This is a genomic window from Caulobacter sp. 05T431 (genome assembly GCF_056665975.1).
On record NZ_JBFTKU010000003.1, the window covers coordinates 229,316 to 248,175 of the forward strand.

The 18,860-nt window shown below is 66.4% G+C and carries 14 protein-coding genes; 11 read left to right on the forward strand and 3 right to left on the reverse strand.

Annotated elements, in window-relative coordinates:
• Positions 1–64: 64 nt before the first annotated feature.
• From rplK to AC1U89_RS05000, 3 genes are all read left to right on the forward strand, one after another.
• Entirely contained in the window at positions 65–496 is a 432-nt protein-coding gene (rplK, locus tag AC1U89_RS04990) for a 50S ribosomal protein L11 (RefSeq protein ID WP_007661528.1), read from the forward strand.
• 4 nt (positions 497–500) lie between these two features.
• Entirely contained in the window at positions 501–1,190 is a 690-nt protein-coding gene (gene rplA, locus AC1U89_RS04995; protein ID WP_479898629.1) for a 50S ribosomal protein L1, read from the forward strand.
• Between the two features lie 138 nt (positions 1,191–1,328).
• Positions 1,329–2,546, forward strand: a complete 1,218-nt coding sequence (locus AC1U89_RS05000; protein WP_479898630.1) for a BaiN/RdsA family NAD(P)/FAD-dependent oxidoreductase — start codon at positions 1,329–1,331, stop codon at positions 2,544–2,546.
• Positions 2,547–2,554: 8 nt separating this feature from the next.
• Here AC1U89_RS05000 and AC1U89_RS05005 read toward each other — a convergent pair whose 3' ends face one another.
• From AC1U89_RS05005 to AC1U89_RS05015, 3 genes are all read right to left on the reverse strand, one after another.
• Positions 2,555–3,913: an alpha/beta fold hydrolase gene (locus AC1U89_RS05005; protein ID WP_479898631.1), complete on the reverse strand. Its 1,359-nt coding sequence runs from the start codon at positions 3,911–3,913 to the stop codon at positions 2,555–2,557.
• A gap of 101 nt (positions 3,914–4,014) precedes the next feature.
• Positions 4,015–4,179 carry a glycine zipper domain-containing protein gene (locus AC1U89_RS05010; RefSeq protein WP_479898632.1) on the reverse strand — a complete coding sequence of 55 codons (165 nt, stop codon included), beginning with the start codon at positions 4,177–4,179 and terminating at the stop codon, positions 4,015–4,017.
• 116 nt (positions 4,180–4,295) lie between these two features.
• Positions 4,296–4,739 carry an SgcJ/EcaC family oxidoreductase gene (locus tag AC1U89_RS05015; protein WP_479898633.1) on the reverse strand — a complete coding sequence of 148 codons (444 nt, stop codon included), beginning with the start codon at positions 4,737–4,739 and terminating at the stop codon, positions 4,296–4,298.
• Between the two features lie 411 nt (positions 4,740–5,150).
• On the opposite strand from AC1U89_RS05015, the gene rplJ reads away from it, so the two are divergent.
• The 8 genes from rplJ to AC1U89_RS05055 all read left to right on the forward strand — a co-directional run bounded on the left by rplJ (position 5,151) and on the right by AC1U89_RS05055 (position 18,811).
• Positions 5,151–5,669, forward strand: a complete 519-nt coding sequence (gene rplJ / locus AC1U89_RS05020; RefSeq protein ID WP_479898634.1) for a 50S ribosomal protein L10 — start codon at positions 5,151–5,153, stop codon at positions 5,667–5,669.
• Between the two features lie 45 nt (positions 5,670–5,714).
• Positions 5,715–6,101, forward strand: coding sequence for a 50S ribosomal protein L7/L12 (gene rplL / locus AC1U89_RS05025; RefSeq protein WP_029907268.1), 387 nt, complete (start codon positions 5,715–5,717; stop codon positions 6,099–6,101).
• A gap of 171 nt (positions 6,102–6,272) precedes the next feature.
• Positions 6,273–6,653 carry a hypothetical protein gene (locus tag AC1U89_RS05030; RefSeq protein ID WP_479898635.1) on the forward strand — a complete coding sequence of 127 codons (381 nt, stop codon included), beginning with the start codon at positions 6,273–6,275 and terminating at the stop codon, positions 6,651–6,653.
• A 43-nt stretch (positions 6,654–6,696) separates the two neighbouring features.
• The gene (locus tag AC1U89_RS05035; protein WP_479898636.1) at positions 6,697–6,855 is read left to right on the forward strand and encodes a hypothetical protein; all 159 of its coding nucleotides are present in this window, start codon (positions 6,697–6,699) and stop codon (positions 6,853–6,855) included.
• 89 nt (positions 6,856–6,944) lie between these two features.
• Positions 6,945–9,299 (forward strand): glycoside hydrolase family 31 protein, encoded by a 2,355-nt coding sequence (locus AC1U89_RS05040; protein WP_479898637.1) that lies wholly within the window; start codon positions 6,945–6,947, stop codon positions 9,297–9,299.
• Positions 9,300–9,719: 420 nt separating this feature from the next.
• Positions 9,720–13,802 (forward strand): DNA-directed RNA polymerase subunit beta, encoded by a 4,083-nt coding sequence (gene rpoB, locus AC1U89_RS05045; RefSeq protein ID WP_479898638.1) that lies wholly within the window; start codon positions 9,720–9,722, stop codon positions 13,800–13,802.
• A 97-nt stretch (positions 13,803–13,899) separates the two neighbouring features.
• Complete coding sequence (gene rpoC / locus AC1U89_RS05050) at positions 13,900–18,084, forward strand: DNA-directed RNA polymerase subunit beta' (protein WP_479898639.1); 4,185 nt, start codon at positions 13,900–13,902, stop codon at positions 18,082–18,084.
• A gap of 187 nt (positions 18,085–18,271) precedes the next feature.
• A complete protein-coding gene (locus tag AC1U89_RS05055) occupies positions 18,272–18,811 on the forward strand; it encodes a hypothetical protein (RefSeq protein ID WP_479898640.1) in 540 nt (179 codons plus the stop codon).
• The last annotated feature ends 49 nt before the right edge of the window (positions 18,812–18,860 follow it).

The following is an 18,860-nucleotide window of genomic DNA, read 5'->3' on the forward strand; positions in this document are numbered from 1 at the left end:
ACGCCAAGCCCGCACCACGGCCAACCAGCGAAGGCCGTTAGCTCGGCTTTCTTGAGAGGATACAATGGCTAAGAAAATCCTGGGCTATATCAAGCTCCAGGTGAAGGCCGGCTCCGCCACGCCTTCACCGCCCATCGGCCCGGCTCTGGGTCAGCGCGGCGTCAACATCATGGGCTTCTGTAAGGAGTTCAACGCGCGCACCGAGAACGTCGAAAAGGGCACCCCCCTGCCGACCGTCATCACGGTCTATCAGGACAAGTCGTTCACCTTCGTCACCAAGACGCCCCCGGCGACGCACTATCTGAAGCAGATCACCGGCCTGAAGTCCGGCGCCAAGCTGACCGGTCGCGAGACCGTCGGCGAAGTGACCCGCACCCAGCTGCGCGAGATCGCTGAAAAGAAGATGAAGGACCTGAACGCCAACGATCTCGAGGCCGCGGCCAAGATCATCGAAGGCTCCGCCAAGGCCATGGGCCTGAAGATCGTGGAGGCCTAAGACCATGGCTAAGCAACCCAAGCGCATCAAGGCCTGGACCGGCGATCGTGACGCCGCCCACGCCGTCGCCGAAGCCATCGCCCTGGTGAAGGCCAACGCCAAGGCCAAGTTCGACGAAACCGTCGAGATCTCGGTCAACCTGGGCGTCGACCCGCGTCACGCCGACCAACAGGTCCGCGGCGTGGTGAACCTGCCCTCGGGCACCGGCCGCGACGTCCGCGTCGCCGTCTTCGCCAAGGACGCCAAGGCGGCTGAAGCCACCGCGGCGGGCGCCGAGCACGTCGGCGCCGAAGACCTGTACGAAAAGATCGCCGGCGGCTTCATGGACTTCGATCGCGTCATCGCGACCCCGGACATGATGGCCCTGGTCGGTCGCCTCGGTAAGGTGCTGGGCCCGCGCGGCCTGATGCCGAACCCGAAGGTCGGCACCGTGACCCCGAACGTCGGCCAAGCCGTGAAGGACGCCAAGGGCGGCGCCGTCGAGTTCCGCGTCGAGAAGGCGGGCATCGTCCACGCCGGCATCGGCAAGATCTCGTTCTCGGACGAAGCCCTGCTGGTCAACGTGAAGGCCCTGGTCGACGCGCTGAACAAGGCCAAGCCGTCGGGCGCCAAGGGCGTCTACGTGAAGCGTATCGGCCTGTCGTCGACGATGGGTCCGGGCTTCAAGGTCGACGTCGCTTCGGTCAACGCCTAAGCACTTCGGACTTAAGTTAGCGAGCGGGCGCTGGAGCGATCCAGCGCCCGCTTTGCGTTTGGGGCTTGGCTCTTCGAATGGGAGCCGTCTGCTCTATAAGGGCGCTGAGCTCATCCTGCCGCCGGACATCCAGCCCACGTGACCGATCCTCAAGTTCTCGACGTCGCCGTGATCGGCGGCGGGCCGGCCGGGCTGATGGCGGCCGAGGCGCTGAGCGCGGCGGGGCTGTCGACGGCGGTGTTCGAGCGCATGCCGACCCTGGGGCGCAAGTTCCTGATGGCCGGGCGCGGCGGGCTGAATCTGACCCATTCGGAAGACTTCGAGCGGTTCGTCGCCCGCTACGGCGAGGCCGCGCCGACCCTGCGGCCGATGCTGGAGGCGTTCACACCGGCTGATCTGGTCGCTTGGGCCGAGGGGCTGGGGCAAGCGACCTTCGTGGGCACCAGCGGCCGGGTGTTCCCCAGGGCGCTGAAGGCCTCGCCCTTGCTGCGGGCCTGGATCGCGCGGCTGGAGGGGCAGGGCGTGGCGCTGAACCTGCGCGCGACCTGGACCGGCTGGAACGCGGCCGGCGACCTGACCTTCGACACGCCCGCCGGACCGCGCGCCGTGCGGCCGCGCGCCACGATCCTGGCCCTGGGCGGGGCCAGCTGGGCCAAGCTGGGTTCGGACGGGGCGTGGGCGCCGCTGCTGGCGGCGCGGGGCGCGGCGACGGCGCCGTTCCGGCCGGCCAATGTCGGCTTCACGGTCGACTGGACGCCGTTGTTCCGCGAGCGATTCGCCGGATCGCCGCTGAAGAACATCGCCCTGAGCTTCGAAGGCCAGACTTCGCGCGGCGACGCCCTGGCGGCGGGCTATGGCCTGGAGGGCGGAGCGGTCTACGCCCTGTCGGCGGCGCTGCGCGACGTCATCCAGGCGCGGGGCTCGGCGACGCTGGAGATCGACCTGCGGCCCGACGTCCCTCTGGCCCAACTGACCGCGCGCCTGTCCAAGCCGCGGGGCGGGCAGTCGCTGTCGAGCTGGCTGCGCAAGGCCGCTCACCTGTCACCGGTCGAGATCGGCCTGTTGCGCGAGGCGCACGGCGTGGCCCTGCCGGTCGCGCCCGACGCCCTGGCGGCGGCGATCAAGGCCGCGCCGATCGTCCTGACCGGGACCCAGGGGCTGGAGCGGGCGATCTCGTCGGCCGGCGGCCTGTCGTTCGATGCGCTGGACGGGCTGGAGCTGAAGGCCGCGCCCGGCGTGTTCGTGGCCGGCGAGATGCTGGACTGGGAGGCTCCGACCGGCGGCTACCTGCTGCAGGCCTGCTTCGCCACGGGCGTGGCGGCGGCGCGGGCGGTGATCGCCAGGTTCGCCCGCTAGCCGCAGCTTTACTTCATCGCCGCCCGGATCTTGGCCGCCATCGCCTCGATGGCCTTGGGGTCGCCCTTCTCGTTCTCGACGAACATCAGCGGCTTGCCGGCCACGCGCGGGATCACGTGGATATGCAGGTGCGGCACGCTTTGGCCGACGCCGTTGTTCTGGACGATGGTGAAGCCCTCGACGCCCAGGCCGTCGACCTGGGCCTGGCCGACCCTGGCGGCCACGGCCATGATCCGCGACAGGTCCTGGGGCGAGATCTCCAGGATGTTACGGGCCTTGGAGGTTTTGGAGATCACCAGCACGTGGCCCGGCTCTGCCGGGGCGTGGTCCATGAAGGCCAGCACCTGGTCGTCCTCGTAGACCTTGGGCACGACGATCTCGCCGCGCAGGATCTTGGCGAACGGGTTGCTCTCGTCGTAGGGCGCCTTCAGCGGGATCTGCGGCGTGCCCGGCCTGGCCGAGGCCGGATCGAACTGGCCGAGCCACCGGATCACCTCGCCCTCCAGCGCGATGCGGCTGTCCGAGAAGCTGTGGTCGGTGTCCATGTAGGTTTCGGTCAGGGCCGCGGCCTGGGCCTGGCGCGCGGCGGCGGCCAACTTGCGGATCGTCGGGGCGCGGGCGTGTTCGGCCCCGATCAGCAGCAGCGGCCGGTCGGCGATGCGGGCGCTGAGCGCCTCCAGGTCCAGCTTGGGCGCGTCGGTCTCGATCTCCTTGATCAGCAGTTCAGGACTGGTCCCGGCCAGGGGGACGGTGTCGGGACGCATCTTCTCGATGGCCGCCTTGCGGGCGGCGACATCGGTGATGTCGGCCTTGCGCTTGCCGATGTCCCAGGCGTCGATCAGCACCGTTCCGGCCACCCGAGGATCGGCGGCCGCGGCGTCGGCGGCCATGAAGCCGCCCATGCTGTGGCCGGCCACCACGATGCGCTTGGGATCGATGTGGTACTTGGCGATGTTGGCCGGGTCGTTGAGGAAGGCCACGGCCGCCTCGCCGTCCAGCCGGGCGTTGGCGAAGCTGAACTTGCCCGGGCTGCCCCACGAGCCGCGATAGTTGATCTTCAGCACGTTCCAACCGGCCCGGCGCACGGCCTGCATCAGATCGATATTGGTCTCGTTGCCGGGGAAGCCGTGCAGGAACAGCATCGTCGGATGCGGCTGGTCGCCCGAGGCCAGGTACATCAGGGCGTTGACCCGCACGCCGCCGGTCGGAAGCGTGAACGCCGCCATGTCGGCCGGATGGGCGGCGTCGCGCGGCGGATCGGCGATGACCGCCTTGGGGATCGGCGGGGCCTTGGGCTCGGCGAAGGACGGTGCGGTGAGGCCGACGAGCATCAGGGCCGCGAGGCCGGCGGTGAGCATGCGCTTCATGGACGGGTCCCCGATTGTCGATCTTCTTCTTATCGAAGAAATTCGGGGCCGCGCCAGGGCTTCCCGTTCGCGAGAGGGGAGGGCGGGGACGTGTCGCGGTTCTAGGCGCTCGGCGTCTTGTCCTTGGCCTTCAGGGCCATGACGGCGGTCCCCACCACCAGCCCCAGGCCCGATCCCAGCGAGACGCCGACAGGCAGGTTGTTCGTGAGGACGCCCAATACGGCGCCGAACGCCGCGCCGAACGCCAGGCCCAGACCCATAGGCATCGTCGTCTCGCCTCCATGCTTGCCGCCCAGGATAACATGGCGCTCGGCGCGGGAGCAGACCTTCCAGGCCCGAAAGACGCCGCCTGCAACCACGCCGAGGCCCGCGCTTGGGGTTGTCACTTCGCCGGCGATTCCTTGGTCAGCTGACCCGCCGAGATCTTCCACTCGCCGTTTGATGCGGTGGCGACCAGGATCAGCGCGCGCTGCAGGCCCTGCACGGGCTGGCCGTTCATCAGGAAGTCCATGTGGAAGAAGATCGTCGCCACGTCCGGGCGCAGAAGGTGCACCTCGGGGACGTCCTTCTTGGTGATCGTGGTCTTCTGCGCCCAGCCGCCGACGTGGATCTTGGCGAACTCGGACACGATCGCCTCACGGCCCTCGGTCCGCTCCTCGGCGATGGGCACCCAGACGGCGTCTGGCGTGTAGAGCGCCTCGAAGGCCTTCGGGTCGTGGGCGTTCCACGCGGCGATGAAGCGGTCGGGAAGAGCGTCTGGTCCAGCCGCATGGGCCAGGCCGGGCGCGAGAAGGAGCAGGGCCGTCAGCAGAACCGGAAGGCGCATGGGGTCATCTCCGAGGGGTGTGGCATCTAAGGTGGCGCCGCGCCCATCTGCAATCCGAGTTTCGTGACGGGGCGGCGTTCGGGCGAAAATCCCGGGCGGTGTTGAAATGCGCGCCATCTTCGTCTATACGCCGGCCCTTCTCCGACGGGCTCGCCCGATGGAGATCCTGTTTGAGAACTGCGGGGCGTGGGGTCACCAACGCCGTAATCGAGGAAGAGCCCTTCCTCGCCGTCGGGAGACAGGGATAGAGACGCCGACGCTCTCCTGACTCGTGACTCCTGTCCGAGACAGATACGCGGCCGACTTTCCTTGGAACAGGCTGATGCAACTCGCGTGCGGGAGCGATCCCGCGTGGGACGCGCATTTGGCTGCCGGAATGGTCCGGCCGCTGTTATTGAGTAGGAGACCGCAATGGACCGCGCTCAAAAGCAGGAATCGATCGAGTCGCTGAAAAGCGTCTTCGCCGATGCCGGCGCTGTCGTCGTGACCCACTACATGGGTCTGACCGTTGCGGAAATGACCGACCTTCGTCTTCGCCTCCGCAAGGAAGGCGCCGCGATCAAGGTTGTGAAGAACACCCTGGCCCTCAAGGCTCTGGACGGCAAGCTCGGTGACAAGGGCGAAAAGCTCTTCACCGGTCCGGTCGCCATCGCCTACGGCCCGGACGCTGTTTCGGCCGCCAAGGTCGCCGTTCAGTTCGCCAAGGAAAACGACAAGTTCAAGCTTGTCGGCGGCGTTCTGGACCAGACCAACGTGCTGGACGAGAACGGCGTTAAGGCTCTGGCGACCCTGCCGTCGCTGGACGAACTGCGTGGCAAGCTCATCGGCCTGATCCAGGCTCCGGCGACCAAGATCGCCGGCGTCCTGCAGGCTCCGGCTGGCCAGCTGGCTCGCGTCTTCAACGCCTACGCGACCAAAGACGCCGCGTAACGGTCATCACCGCATCTATCCCATATCTCTCTAAGGAACTTACACATGTCCAAGCTCGAAAAGCTGGTTGAAGAACTGTCCACCCTGTCGGTGCTGGAAGCCGCTGAGCTGTCCAAGCTGCTMGAAGAAAAGTGGGGCGTCTCGGCCGCCGCTCCGGTCGCCGTGGCCGCCGTTGGCGGTGGCGCTGCCGCCGCTCCGGCCGAAGCCGCCGAAGAGCAAACCGAATTCACCGTCGTCCTGACCGACGGCGGCGACAAGAAGATCAACGTGATCAAGGAAGTCCGCGGCGTTCGTCCGGACCTGGGCCTGAAGGAAGCCAAGGACCTGGTCGAAGGCGCTCCGCAGAACGTCGTTGAAAACGTCTCGAAGCAAGTCGCCGAAGAAGTCGCCAAGAAGCTGACCGAAGCCGGCGCCAAGGTCCAAGTGAAGTAATTCACTTCCCCGCGTCTCGCGTGGGGGACCTGCCGGCGTCAGTTCTCTGACGCACACGTTGACGGCCCCGGAGGGAAACCTCCGGGGCCGTTTTCTTTAGGCCGCGCCCCTGCGTCATCCTGGCACGCTCGTTGCTAACCCTGGTCGCGCACGCAGCAGCTGGAGGCGACCATGGCGATCTCGGGGATTTCGGGCGGCGGCTATTCGATGTGGAGCCCGCTGGCCGCGGCGTCGGCCACGACCGGTTCGAGGGCGGCGCTCGACAGCGCCAGCGACCTGGACAAGGTCCGCGACAAGGGCCTGGTGGCCTTCGCCAAGGAAGCCAAGAAGGACGCCTGGGAGGAAAAACTCAAGGCGTGGAAGGCCGAAGCGATGAAGAACGCCGGCCTGACCGAGGAAAGCCTGGCGGCCATGTCGCCCGACCAGCGCACCGACGCCCTGCAGCAGATCGACGACGCCGTGAAGGCCAAGATCAAGGAAGCCATGGACGGCGCAAAGGCCCAGGCCAAGAACGGCCTGGCGGTGCCCAATTTCGTGGACATGAGCGTCTGATATAAAGCGGCAACCTTTGCCGCGTGATGGGCGTTATCTGCCCATGCTCAAGCTGGCTGGAATCCTGCTCGTCCTGATGATCGTGTTCGGGATCCTCGGCTTCGTCGTCGACGTGGCCGGCGGCCTGGCCAAGATCGCGTTCTTCGTCTGCCTGGCGGCCTTCGCGGTCTCGCTGGTCGGCAAGGCGCTCAATCGGGGCTGAGCCCATTAGTAATATCAATCTTGTTGACGCCGACCGGACACGCCTCTAGCGATTGCCGCCAATAGATAGCGGTAACATTAGGGGAAGCGATGGAACGGCTGAACACGGGCGCGCGCCGTTGGGCGGCGGGGCTGGTCTCGAGCCTGGCCCTGGGCCTCTCCGCCGGCCTCGTGGCGACCAGCGCGGTCGCCGCGCCGGCGGCGGTCATGGACCGCAACGGCTCGTACGTCTCGGTCGAGACCTACGCCCCCAACATCGTCCGGGTGACCATCAGCCAGGACCGCGCCCTGGCCGAGGCCGCACCGGGCTACGGCTTCACAGCCGAAAGCGACGACAAGGGCTGGCGCCACGACCAGAAGGCCGGAGCCGACATCTTCACCTCCGGCGCGCTGTCGCTGGAAGTCGTCGCCCAGCCCTGGCCAGGTGCGCCCTCGCAGATGGAGCGCTATTTCGCGCCGTCCCTGCCGCCGGTCTCGGTCAAGATCCGCAAGGCCGACGGTTCGGACCTGGTGGCGATGAACGGCTGGGAAATGGCTCCCCACGTCGTGAGCGGCGAGCGGACCTACCAGGCCGGCGCCAGCTTCTCGACAAGCGCCGACGAGCACTTCTACGGCCTGGGCCAGAACCAGGAAGGCATACTGGACCTGCGCGGGCGCTCGATCACCTGCAAGCACGACTACGACGCGCCGGCCGGCGAGACCGTCTGCGTGCCGTTCATGGTCTCGAGCAAGGGCTACGGCGTTATCTGGGACAACCCGTCGGAGACCAAGGTCTATCCGGGCGTCAACGGCCGCACCCTGTGGCAGTCGAAGGTCGGCGAGCGGGTGTCGTTCTTCGTGATCACCGGCAGCTATGACGAGATCTACGCCGGCTATCGCAAGCTGACCGGCGTCACGCCGCTGCCGCCCAAGGCCGCCTTCGGCTACATCCAGTCCAAGGCCCGCTACGAGAGCCAGAAGCAGATCCTGGATGTGGCCAAGGGCTATCGCGACCGCGGCTATCCGCTGGATGTGATGGTGCTGGACTGGTTCTACTGGACCCGGATGGGCCAGCTGGACATCGACCCGACCTACTTCCCCGACCCGGCCGCGATGAACAAGGAGCTGCACGACAACGGCGTGCACAGCATCATCAGCGTCTGGCCGCGCTTCGAGAAAGAAGGTCGCTACTTCAACTACCTGGCCGACAAGGGCTGGTTCCTGAAGGACGCCGACGGCAAGCCGGTCGACGGCCTGCCGTTCCGCAGCGACCGCACCGGCGCCCTGATCGACAGCACCAACCCGCAGGCCCGCGAGTGGTTCTGGGGCAAGATCCGCGACAACATCGCCTCCAAGGGCTTCGACTGGTTCTGGCTGGACGAGACCGAGCCGGACCTGGTGCCGGAAGGCTATTTCTGGAGCATCGGTTCGGGCGACCGCTATCGGAACGTCTTCCCGCTGGTCCACACCCAGGGCGTGGCCGAGGGCTCGCGCCGCGACCGGCCCGACAAGCGCAACCTGATCCTGTCGCGCGCCGCCTATATCGGGACCCAGCGCAACGGGGCGCTGTTCTGGTCGTCCGACATCCAGCCCACCTGGGAAGCTCTCAAGAGACAAGTGCCGACCGGCCTGAACTTCACCGCCACGGGCCTGGCCTATTGGGGCAACGACATCGGCGGCTGGCAATGGCTGCCCCAGACCACGACGGCGACCAAGCCGCCGCTGCTGGACCCGTCCGACGCCCGCGACGTGGTGGGCCAGAACAACGACTATCCCGAGCTGTTCGCCCGCTGGTTCCAGTACGGGACCTTCACCCCGACCCTGCGGGTGCACGGCATGCGCAAGGACACCGAGGTCTGGTCGTACGGCAAGGGCGCCGAGGCCGTGGTCGCCAAGTACCTGAAGCTGCGCTACGCCCTGATGCCGTACCTCTACTCGATGGGCCACTCGACCTACGAGACCGGCGCGCCGTTCATGCGCGGCCTGTTCATGGACTTCCCGAACGATCCCAAGGTGGCCAACCTCGGCGACCAGTACATGTTCGGCCCGGCCTTCCTGGTGGCCCCGATCACCGACCAGGGCGTGACCGAGCGCGACGTCTACCTGCCCGCGGGCGCGGACTGGTACGACTACTGGACGGGCAAGAAGGTCGCCGGCGGCCAGACCATCAAGGTCTCGGCCCCGATCGACACGATCCCGCTGTTCGTCCGCGCCGGTTCGATCGTCCCGATGGGCGCGCCGATCCAGAGCACGGCCACGCCGCAGGCGATCAATGCGGTGAAGGTCTATCCGGGCCGCGACGCCGACTTCACGCTGTATGACGACGACGGTGTGACCAACGCCTACGAGAAGGGGGTCGGAAAGACGGTGAAGCTGCACTGGGACGACAAGGCCGGCAAGCTGACGGCGACGGGCGACAAAGGCCTGAGCGCCCAGGCGTTGGCGGCGGTGCAGGTGGTCCGCTAGGCGCGGCGACCGACTTGGGGGACACACAACTCGCGGAAAGACGGAGGGCGTGGATCCCGAGCCGTGCAGCGAGTGTGTGTCCCCACCTTCCGCTTTGGAGGAGGTTCCAAGCTTAACGGTGGGTTCCCGCATTCTTTTGTGGATAATCCCCCTTCCCATCCCCGACGGGTTGTCCTATATCCGCCCGTTCACGAAGACATTTCGGCGGAACGCGCACGCGTGTGTCCGCATGTATACGCCCCGAGGCGCGGTCAGCCGCCCTCCGATCAGCGCGAAGGGGCGCCCGCCAGGCTTCCGGTCCCGGTTGTCCTGACAGGGGAATTCCAGCGTCCAGCGTTCTCCCGCGAGGGGAACGGCGAGGGTGGACGCTAGGTACATTCGAATTCACGCGCGGAGTCCGTCCGCGCCCAGGGAAAAAACATGGCGCAATCCTTCACCGGCAAGAAGCGGATCCGGAAGTCTTTCGGCCGCATCCCCGAAGCTGTGCAGATGCCGAACCTCATCGAGGTTCAGCGCTCCTCCTACGAACAGTTCCTTCAGCGCGAGGTCCGTCCGGGCCAACGCCGCGACGAAGGTATCGAGGCGGTGTTCAAGTCCGTCTTCCCGATCAAGGATTTCAACGAGCGCGCGGTGCTCGAATACGTCTCGTACGAATTCGAAGAGCCCAAGTACGACGTTGAAGAGTGCATCCAGCGCGACATGACCTTMGCGGCGCCGCTGAAGGTCAAGCTGCGCCTGATCGTGTTCGAGACGGAAGAAGAAACCGGCGCCCGCTCGGTCAAGGACATCAAGGAGCAGGACGTCTACATGGGCGACATCCCGCTCATGACGGACAAAGGCACCTTCATCGTCAACGGCACCGAGCGCGTCATCGTCTCGCAGATGCACCGCTCGCCGGGCGTGTTCTTCGACCACGACAAGGGCAAGACCCACGCCTCGGGCAAGCTGCTGTTCGCCGCCCGCGTCATTCCCTATCGCGGCTCGTGGCTGGACTTCGAGTTCGACGCCAAGGACGTGGTCTATGTCCGCATCGACCGTCGCCGCAAGCTGCCCGCCACGACCTTCCTCTATGCCCTGGGCATGGACGGCGAAGAGATCCTGACGACGTTCTATGACGTCGTGCCGTTCGAGAAGCGCACCGCCGCCGGCGCCGAAGGCTGGGCCACGCCCTACAAGCCCGAGCGTTGGCGCGGCGTGAAGCCGGAATTCGCCCTGATCGACGCCGACACCGGCGAGGAAGTGGCCCCGGCCGGCACCAAGATCACCGCCCGCCAGGCCAAGAAGCTGGCCGACAACGGCCTGAAGACCCTGCTGCTGGCGCCGGAAGCCCTGACGGGCCGCTACCTGGCCCGCGACGCGGTCAACTTCGAGAACGGCGAGATCTACGCCGAAGCCGGCGACGAGCTGGACGTGGCCTCGATCCAGGCCCTGGCCGAGCAAGGCTTCAGCACCATCGACGTGCTGGACATCGACCACGTCACGGTCGGCGCCTACATGCGCAACACCCTGCGCGTGGACAAGAACGCCGTCCGCGAGGACGCGCTGTTCGACATCTACCGCGTGATGCGTCCGGGCGAGCCGCCGACGGTCGAAGCCGCCGAGGCGATGTTCAAGTCGCTGTTCTTCGACGCCGAGCGCTACGACCTGTCGGCCGTGGGCCGCGTGAAGATGAACATGCGCCTGGAGCTGGACGCTTCGGACGAGATGCGCGTGCTCCGCAAGGAAGACGTGCTGGCCGTCCTGAAGCTGCTGGTCGGCCTGCGCGACGGTCGCGGCGAAATCGACGACATCGACAACCTGGGCAACCGCCGGGTCCGTTCGGTGGGCGAACTGCTGGAAAACCAGTACCGCGTCGGCCTGCTGCGCATGGAACGCGCCATCAAGGAACGCATGTCGTCGGTCGACATCGACACCGTGATGCCGCATGACCTGATCAACGCCAAGCCGGCCGCGGCCTCGGTGCGTGAATTCTTCGGCAGCTCGCAGCTGTCGCAGTTCATGGACCAGACCAACCCGCTGTCGGAGATCACCCACAAGCGCCGTCTGTCGGCGCTTGGCCCGGGCGGTCTGACCCGCGAGCGCGCCGGCTTCGAAGTCCGCGACGTTCACCCGACCCACTACGGCCGCATCTGCCCGATTGAAACGCCGGAAGGCCCGAACATCGGTCTGATCAACTCGCTGGCCACCCACGCCCGCGTGAACAAGTACGGCTTCATCGAGAGCCCCTACCGTCGCGTCGCCGACGGCAAGCCGCTCGACGAGGTCGTCTACATGTCGGCCATGGAAGAGTCGAAGCACGTCATCGCGCAGTCGAACATCAAGGTTGCGAACGGCGAGATCGTCGAGGACCTGGTCCCCGGCCGGATCAACGGCGAGCCGACCCTGCTCCAGAAGGAACAGGTCGACCTGATGGACGTGTCGCCGCGCCAGGTGGTTTCGGTGGCCGCGGCCCTGATCCCGTTCCTGGAAAACGACGACGCCAACCGCGCCCTCATGGGCTCGAACATGCAACGTCAGGCCGTGCCGCTGGTGCAGTCCGACGCCCCGCTGGTCGGCACCGGCATGGAAGCCGTGGTCGCCCGTGACTCGGGCGCCGTGGTCATCGCCAAGCGCACCGGCGTGGTCGAGCAGATCGACGGCACCCGTATCGTCGTCCGCGCCACGGAAGAGACCGACAGCGCCCGTTCGGGCGTCGACATCTACCGCCTGTCGAAGTTCCAGCGTTCGAACCAGTCGACCTGCATCAACCAGCGCCCGCTGGTGAAGGTGGGCGACAAGATCAGCGCCGGCGACATCATCGCCGACGGTCCGTCGACCGAGCTGGGCGAACTGGCCCTGGGCCGCAACGCGCTCGTCGCGTTCATGCCCTGGAACGGCTACAACTTCGAAGACTCGATCCTGATCTCCGAGCGCATCGTCCGCGACGACGTCTTCACCTCGATCCACATCGAGGAATTCGAAGTCATGGCCCGTGACACCAAGCTGGGTCCGGAAGAAATCACCCGCGACATCCCGAACGTCGGCGAGGAAGCCCTGCGCAACCTCGACGAAGCGGGCATCGTGGCGATCGGCGCCGAAGTCCAGCCTGGCGACATCCTGGTCGGCAAGGTCACGCCGAAGGGCGAAAGCCCGATGACGCCGGAAGAAAAGCTCCTGCGCGCCATCTTCGGTGAAAAGGCCTCGGACGTCCGCGACACCAGCCTGCGCCTGCCCCCGGGCGTCGCCGGCACGATCGTGGACGTGCGCGTGTTCAACCGTCACGGCGTCGACAAGGACGAACGCGCCCTGGCCATCGAGCGCGCCGAGATCGACCGCCTGGGCAAGGACCGCGACGACGAGTTCGCGATCCTGAACCGCAACATCTCGGGCCGCCTGCGCGAGCTGCTGATCGGCAACGTCGCCCTGTCGGGTCCCAAGGGCCTGTCGCGCGGCGCGATCACCGCCGAGGGCCTGGCTGAAGTCCAGCCGGGTCTGTGGTGGCAGATCGCCCTCGAGGACGAGAAGGCGATGGGCGAACTGGAAAGCCTGCGTCGTCTGTTCGACGAGAACCGCAAGCGTCTGGACCGTCGCTTCGAGGACAAGGTCGACAAGCTGCAGCGCGGCGACGAACTGCCTCCGGGCGTGATGAAGATGGTCAAGGTCTTCGTGGCCGTGAAGCGCAAGCTTCAGCCGGGCGACAAGATGGCCGGCCGTCACGGCAACAAGGGCGTCATCTCGCGCATCCTGCCGATCGAGGACATGCCGTTCCTCGCTGACGGGACGCACGTGGACGTCGTTCTGAACCCGCTGGGCGTGCCTTCGCGCATGAACGTCGGCCAGATCTTCGAAACCCACCTGGGCTGGGCCTGCGCCAACCTCGGCAAGCAGATCACCAACCTGCTGGAAGACTGGCAGCACGGCGGTCAGAAGGACGCCCTGGTCACGCGCCTGCGCGAGATCTACGGCCCCGACGAGGAACTGCCGGAATCCGAGGAAGAGCTGGTCGAACTGGCCCGCAACCTCGGCAAGGGCGTTCCGATCGCGACCCCGGTCTTCGACGGCGCGCGCATGGACGACATCGAGGACCACCTCGAAATGGCCGGCGTCAACAAGTCGGGCCAGTCGATCCTGTACGACGGCCAGACGGGCGACCAGTTCAAGCGTCCGGTCACGGTCGGCTACATCTACATGCTGAAGCTGCACCACCTGGTCGACGACAAGATCCACGCCCGTTCGATCGGTCCGTACTCGCTCGTCACCCAGCAACCGCTGGGCGGCAAGGCGCAGTTCGGCGGTCAGCGCTTCGGGGAAATGGAAGTGTGGGCTCTGGAAGCCTACGGCGCGGCCTACACCCTGCAGGAAATGCTGACGGTGAAGTCCGACGACGTGGCCGGCCGGACCAAGGTCTACGAGTCGATCGTCCGCGGCGACGACACGTTCGAAGCCGGTATCCCGGAAAGCTTCAACGTGCTGGTCAAGGAAATGCGCTCGCTCGGCCTGAACGTCGAGCTGGAGAACAGCTGATCCGGATCTCCCTCCTCGGTCTCGTGACCGGGGAGGGGCCTCCCGTCAGCCCTCTCCACTTTGAATTTTCGCGGGTAGTCCCGCAGAAGGAACCAAGATGAACCAGGAAGTCCTGAACATCTTCAATCCGGTCCAGGCCGCTCCGACCTTCGACCAGATCCGCATCTCGCTGGCCTCGCCGGAAAAGATCCGCTCGTGGTCGTTCGGCGAGRTYAAGAAGCCGGAAACCATCAACTACCGCACGTTCAAGCCCGAGCGTGACGGCCTGTTCTGCGCCCGTATCTTTGGCCCGAYCAAGGACTACGARTGCCTGTGCGGCAAGTACAAGCGCMTGAAGTACAAGGGCATCATCTGCGAGAAGTGCGGTGTTGAAGTCACCCTGGCCCGCGTCCGTCGCGAGCGCATGGGCCACATCGAACTGGCCTCGCCGGTCGCCCACATCTGGTTCCTGAAGTCGCTGCCGTCGCGCATCGCCATGATGCTCGACATGCCGCTGAAGGACATCGAGCGCGTCCTGTACTTCGAGTACTACATCGTCACCGAGCCGGGCCTGACCCCGCTGAAGCAGCACCAGCTGCTCAGCGAGGACGACTTCATGCGCGCCCAGGACGAGTACGGCGACGACAGCTTCACCGCCGAGATCGGCGCCGAGGCCGTCCAGAACCTGCTGAAGGCCATCGACCTCGACAAGGAGGCCGAGAAGCTGCGCGAAGAGCTGGCGGGCAACCCGTCGGACATGAAGCAGAAGAAGTTCAGCAAGCGCCTGAAGATCCTCGAAGCCTTCTCCGAGTCCGGCAACCGCCCGGAATGGATGGTGCTGACGGTCGTTCCGGTCATCCCGCCGGAACTGCGTCCGCTGGTGCCGCTGGATGGCGGCCGCTTCGCGACCTCGGACCTGAACGACCTGTATCGCCGGGTCATCAACCGTAACAACCGCCTCAAGCGCCTGATCGAGCTGCGCGCCCCCGACATCATCATCCGCAACGAAAAGCGGATGCTGCAGGAGTCGGTCGACGCCCTGTTCGACAACGGCCGCCGCGGTCGCGTCATCACCGGCGCCAACAAGCGTCCGCTGAAGTCGCTGGCCGACATGCTGAAGGGCAAGCAAGGACGATTCCGCCAGAACCTGCTGGGCAAGCGCGTCGACTATTCGGGCCGTTCGGTCATCGTCGTGGGTCCGGACCTGAAGCTGCACGAGTGCGGCCTGCCCAAGAAGATGGCGCTGGAGCTGTTCAAGCCGTTCATCTACGCGCGCCTGGACGCCAAGGGCCTGTCGGGCACCGTCAAGCAGTCCAAGCGCATGGTCGAGCGCGAACAGCCCCAGGTGTGGGACATCCTCGAAGAGGTGATCCGCGAACACCCGGTGCTGCTGAACCGCGCTCCGACGCTTCACCGTCTGGGCATCCAGGCGTTCGAGCCGAAGCTGATCGAGGGCAAGGCCATCCAGCTGCACCCGCTGGTCTGCGCCGCGTTCAACGCCGACTTCGACGGCGACCAGATGGCCGTGCACGTCCCGCTGAGCCTCGAGGCCCAGCTGGAAGCGCGCGTCCTGATGATGTCGACCAACAACATCCTGTCGCCCGCCAACGGTCGCCCGATCATCGTGCCGTCGCAGGACATCGTCCTGGGTCTGTACTACCTGTCGGTCGCCCGCGACGGCGAGCCGGGTGAAGGCAAGATCTTCGCCGACCTGGGCGAGATCGAAGCCGCCATGGACGCCGGCGTCGTGTCGCTGCACGCCAAGATCAAGTCGCGCTTCACGGAAGTGGACGCCGATGGCGTGGCGCGTCGCCGCGTGATCGACACCACCCCGGGCCGCATGAAGATCGCCGCCCTGCTGCCGCGTCACCCGGCGATCGGTCACCGACTGATCGAGAAGGCCCTGACGAAGAAGGAAATCGGCAACCTGATCGACGTGGTCTATCGCCACTGCGGTCAGAAGGCGACGGTGATCTTCGCCGACCAGGTCATGGGCCTGGGCTTCAAGGAAGCGGCCAAGGCCGGCATCTCCTTCGGCAAGGACGACATCATCATCCCGAAGCGGAAGGAAGCGATCGTCGCCGAAACCCGCACGCTCGCCGAAGAATACGAGCAGCAGTACGCCGACGGCCTGATCACCAAGGGTGAGAAGTACAACAAGGTCGTTGACGCCTGGGCCAAGGCCACCGATCGCGTCGCCGACGAGATGATGGCCGAGCTTCAGATGAAGCATAAGGACGAGAACGGCCGCGAGAAGGAAATCAACGCCATCTACATGATGGCCCACTCCGGCGCCCGTGGTTCGCAAGCCCAGATGAAGCAGCTGGGCGGCATGCGCGGCCTGATGGCCAAGCCCTCCGGCGAGATCATCGAGACCCCGATCGTCTCGAACTTCAAGGAAGGCCTGACCGTTCAGGAGTACTTCAACTCGACCCACGGCGCCCGTAAGGGCCTGGCGGACACCGCGCTGAAGACCGCCAACTCGGGCTACCTGACCCGTCGTCTGGTCGACGTCGCGCAGGACTGCATCATCGTCGAGGAAGACTGCGGCACCACCAAGGGCATCACCCTGCGGGCCGTGGTCGAAGGCGGCGACGTGCTGGTCTCGCTGGGCGCCCGCGTCCTGGGCCGCTTCACGGCCGAGGACGTCAAGGATCCGGCCACCGGCGAACTGGTCGTGCCGGCCGACACCTATATCGACGAGAACATGGCCGACGCCATCGAGGCGGCCGTGGTCCAGTCGGTGAAGGTCCGCTCGGTCCTGACCTGCGAAGCCAAGATCGGCGTCTGCGGCGCCTGCTACGGCCGCGACCTGGCCCGCGGCACGCCGGTGAACATCGGTGAAGCGGTCGGCGTCATCGCCGCCCAGTCGATCGGCGAGCCCGGCACCCAGCTGACGATGCGGACCTTCCACATCGGCGGCACCGCCCAGGTGGCCGAGCAGTCGTTCTTCGAAAGCAGCAACGACGGTACGGTCCGCGTGACCGGCGCCACCGTGACCGCTTCGGACGGCGCCCTGGTCGTCATGAGCCGCAACACCTCGGTGAGCGTGCTGGTCGACGGCAAGGAACGCGAGAACTACAAGCCGCCGTACGGCGCGCGCCTGAAGGTGAAGGACGGCGACAAGGTCAAGCGCGGTCAGCGCCTGGCCGACTGGGACCCCTACACCACCCCGATCATCACGGAAGTGGGCGGCAAGATCCGTGCGGAAGACCTGGTGGACGGCTTCTCCGTCCGCGAGGAGACCGACGAAGCCACCGGCATCGCGCAGCGCGTGATCGCCGACTGGCGGACCTCGGCCCGCGCCTCGGACCTGCGTCCGGCCATGGGCGTGCTGGCGGAAGACGGCTCGTACAAGCGCCTGAGCAACGGCGGCGAGGCTCGCTACCTCCTGTCGGTGGGCGCCATTCTCTCCGTCGCCGACGGCGACGAAGTGAAGCCGGGTGAAGTCATCGCGCGTATCCCGACCGAAGGCGCCAAGACCCGGGACATCACCGGTGGTCTGCCGCGCGTCGCCGAACTCTTCGAAGCCCGCCGTCCGAAGGACTGCGCGGTCATCGCGGAAATGGACGGCCGTGTCGAATTCGGCAAGGATTACAAGAACAAGCGCCGGATCAAGATCACTCCGGACGTCGACGCCGACGGCAACCAGCCCGAAGCGGTCGAGTTCCTGATCCCGAAGGGCAAGCACATCGCGGTGCATGATGGCGACTACATCACGCGCGGCGAGTACATCATCGACGGCAACCCGGATCCGCACGACATCCTGCGCATCCTGGGCGTCGAGGCCCTGGCCAACTTCCTGGTCGACGAGATCCAGGAGGTCTACCGACTGCAAGGCGTGCCGATCAACGACAAGCACATCGAGACGATCGTTCGTCAGATGCTGCAGAAGGTCGAGATCGTCGAGCCGGGCGACACGGGCCTGATCAAGGGCGACCATCTGGACAAGCCGGAGTTCTTCCACGAACAGGACAAGGCCATCGCCCGCGGCGGCCGTCCGGCGACCACCCAGCCGGTGCTGCTCGGCATCACCAAGGCCTCGCTGCAGACCAAGAGCTTCATCTCGGCCGCGTCGTTCCAGGAAACGACCCGCGTCCTGACCGAAGCCTCGGTGCACGGCAAGACCGACACCTTGGAAGGCCTGAAGGAAAACGTCATCGTGGGTCGCCTGATCCCCGCCGGCACGGGTTCCTACCTGCGCAGCCTGCAGCGCGTCGCCGCCAAGCGCGACGAGCAGCTGGCCCAGCAGCGCGAAGAAGCGATGGAGCCGCTGCCCGCGGTCATCGCCGAAGAAGCGTAAGGCTTCCTTCGAGGACTGAAACGGAACGGCCCGGGAGCGATCCCGGGCCGTTTTGTTTTTGGCGTTCCCGTCGAGGCGCGGCGTCGCGCGAACGAGTGAAGACAAAGCCTGTGGTTGTGCTAGTCAGGAATCACAAATCCGGTCCAGCTTGTCGCTGGCGCCAGGCCACGCGTGTTTCGGGGGAAACGTGGTTCGCAAGATCGTCTTCGGAGTGCTCGGCCTGGGTCTGGCGGCCGCTGGCCTGGCCGTGATCCTGTACAGGCCGCCAGCCCCGCCGCCCAAGCCCAAGCCGTCCGACCACTTCGTCTTGGCCAAGGACAAGGCCTTCGTCGAGCTCGCGTCCGGTCGGATCGCCAGGCGGTTCGACCCGCCCGGCGACGTCGAGTTCTGGGACCCCGTGGTCAGCCGCATGCCCAACGGAGCCGAGGCGCTGTGCGTCGATGTCCTTCCGCCGGGCAAGGCCTGGGTGGGCATGATCGCCGCCCGGGACCCCGGCGCGGCCGGTTTCATGATCTATCGGGGCGGCGACACCCTGGCGCCCAAGGCCCGCCTCCAATGCCGCGCGATCATCCGGCGAGGCGTCAGGGCCACGTCCAGCGCCGACGGCCTGCAGGCGCAGATGGACTATGAGCGAGCCGGCTGCGCCCTCGACGGACGTTATCTGTGGGCCTACGTGCGCTACTGCGCCGGGGCCGAGACCCTCCCCGCGGTGGAGGGCCAGTCGTGAAGGCCGGGCTTTTCGCATCGCCCATGCGTGCTAGTCAAAGGAGACGGCC

What these genes read in the sequence shown, in the direction of transcription:
- rplK (WP_007661528.1), top strand. Translation starts at nt 65, where the DNA reads ATGGCTAAGAAAATCCTGGGCTATATCAAGCTCCAGGTGAAGGCCGGC.
- rplA (WP_479898629.1), top strand. Translation starts at nt 501, where the DNA reads ATGGCTAAGCAACCCAAGCGCATCAAGGCCTGGACCGGCGATCGTGAC.
- AC1U89_RS05005 (WP_479898631.1), bottom strand. Translation starts at nt 3,913, where the DNA reads ATGAAGCGCATGCTCACCGCCGGCCTCGCGGCCCTGATGCTCGTCGGC.
- AC1U89_RS05010 (WP_479898632.1), bottom strand. Translation starts at nt 4,179, where the DNA reads ATGCCTATGGGTCTGGGCCTGGCGTTCGGCGCGGCGTTCGGCGCCGTA.
- AC1U89_RS05015 (WP_479898633.1), bottom strand. Translation starts at nt 4,739, where the DNA reads ATGCGCCTTCCGGTTCTGCTGACGGCCCTGCTCCTTCTCGCGCCCGGC.
- rplJ (WP_479898634.1), top strand. Translation starts at nt 5,151, where the DNA reads ATGGACCGCGCTCAAAAGCAGGAATCGATCGAGTCGCTGAAAAGCGTC.
- AC1U89_RS05030 (WP_479898635.1), top strand. Translation starts at nt 6,273, where the DNA reads ATGGCGATCTCGGGGATTTCGGGCGGCGGCTATTCGATGTGGAGCCCG.
- AC1U89_RS05035 (WP_479898636.1), top strand. Translation starts at nt 6,697, where the DNA reads ATGCTCAAGCTGGCTGGAATCCTGCTCGTCCTGATGATCGTGTTCGGG.
- AC1U89_RS05040 (WP_479898637.1), top strand. Translation starts at nt 6,945, where the DNA reads ATGGAACGGCTGAACACGGGCGCGCGCCGTTGGGCGGCGGGGCTGGTC.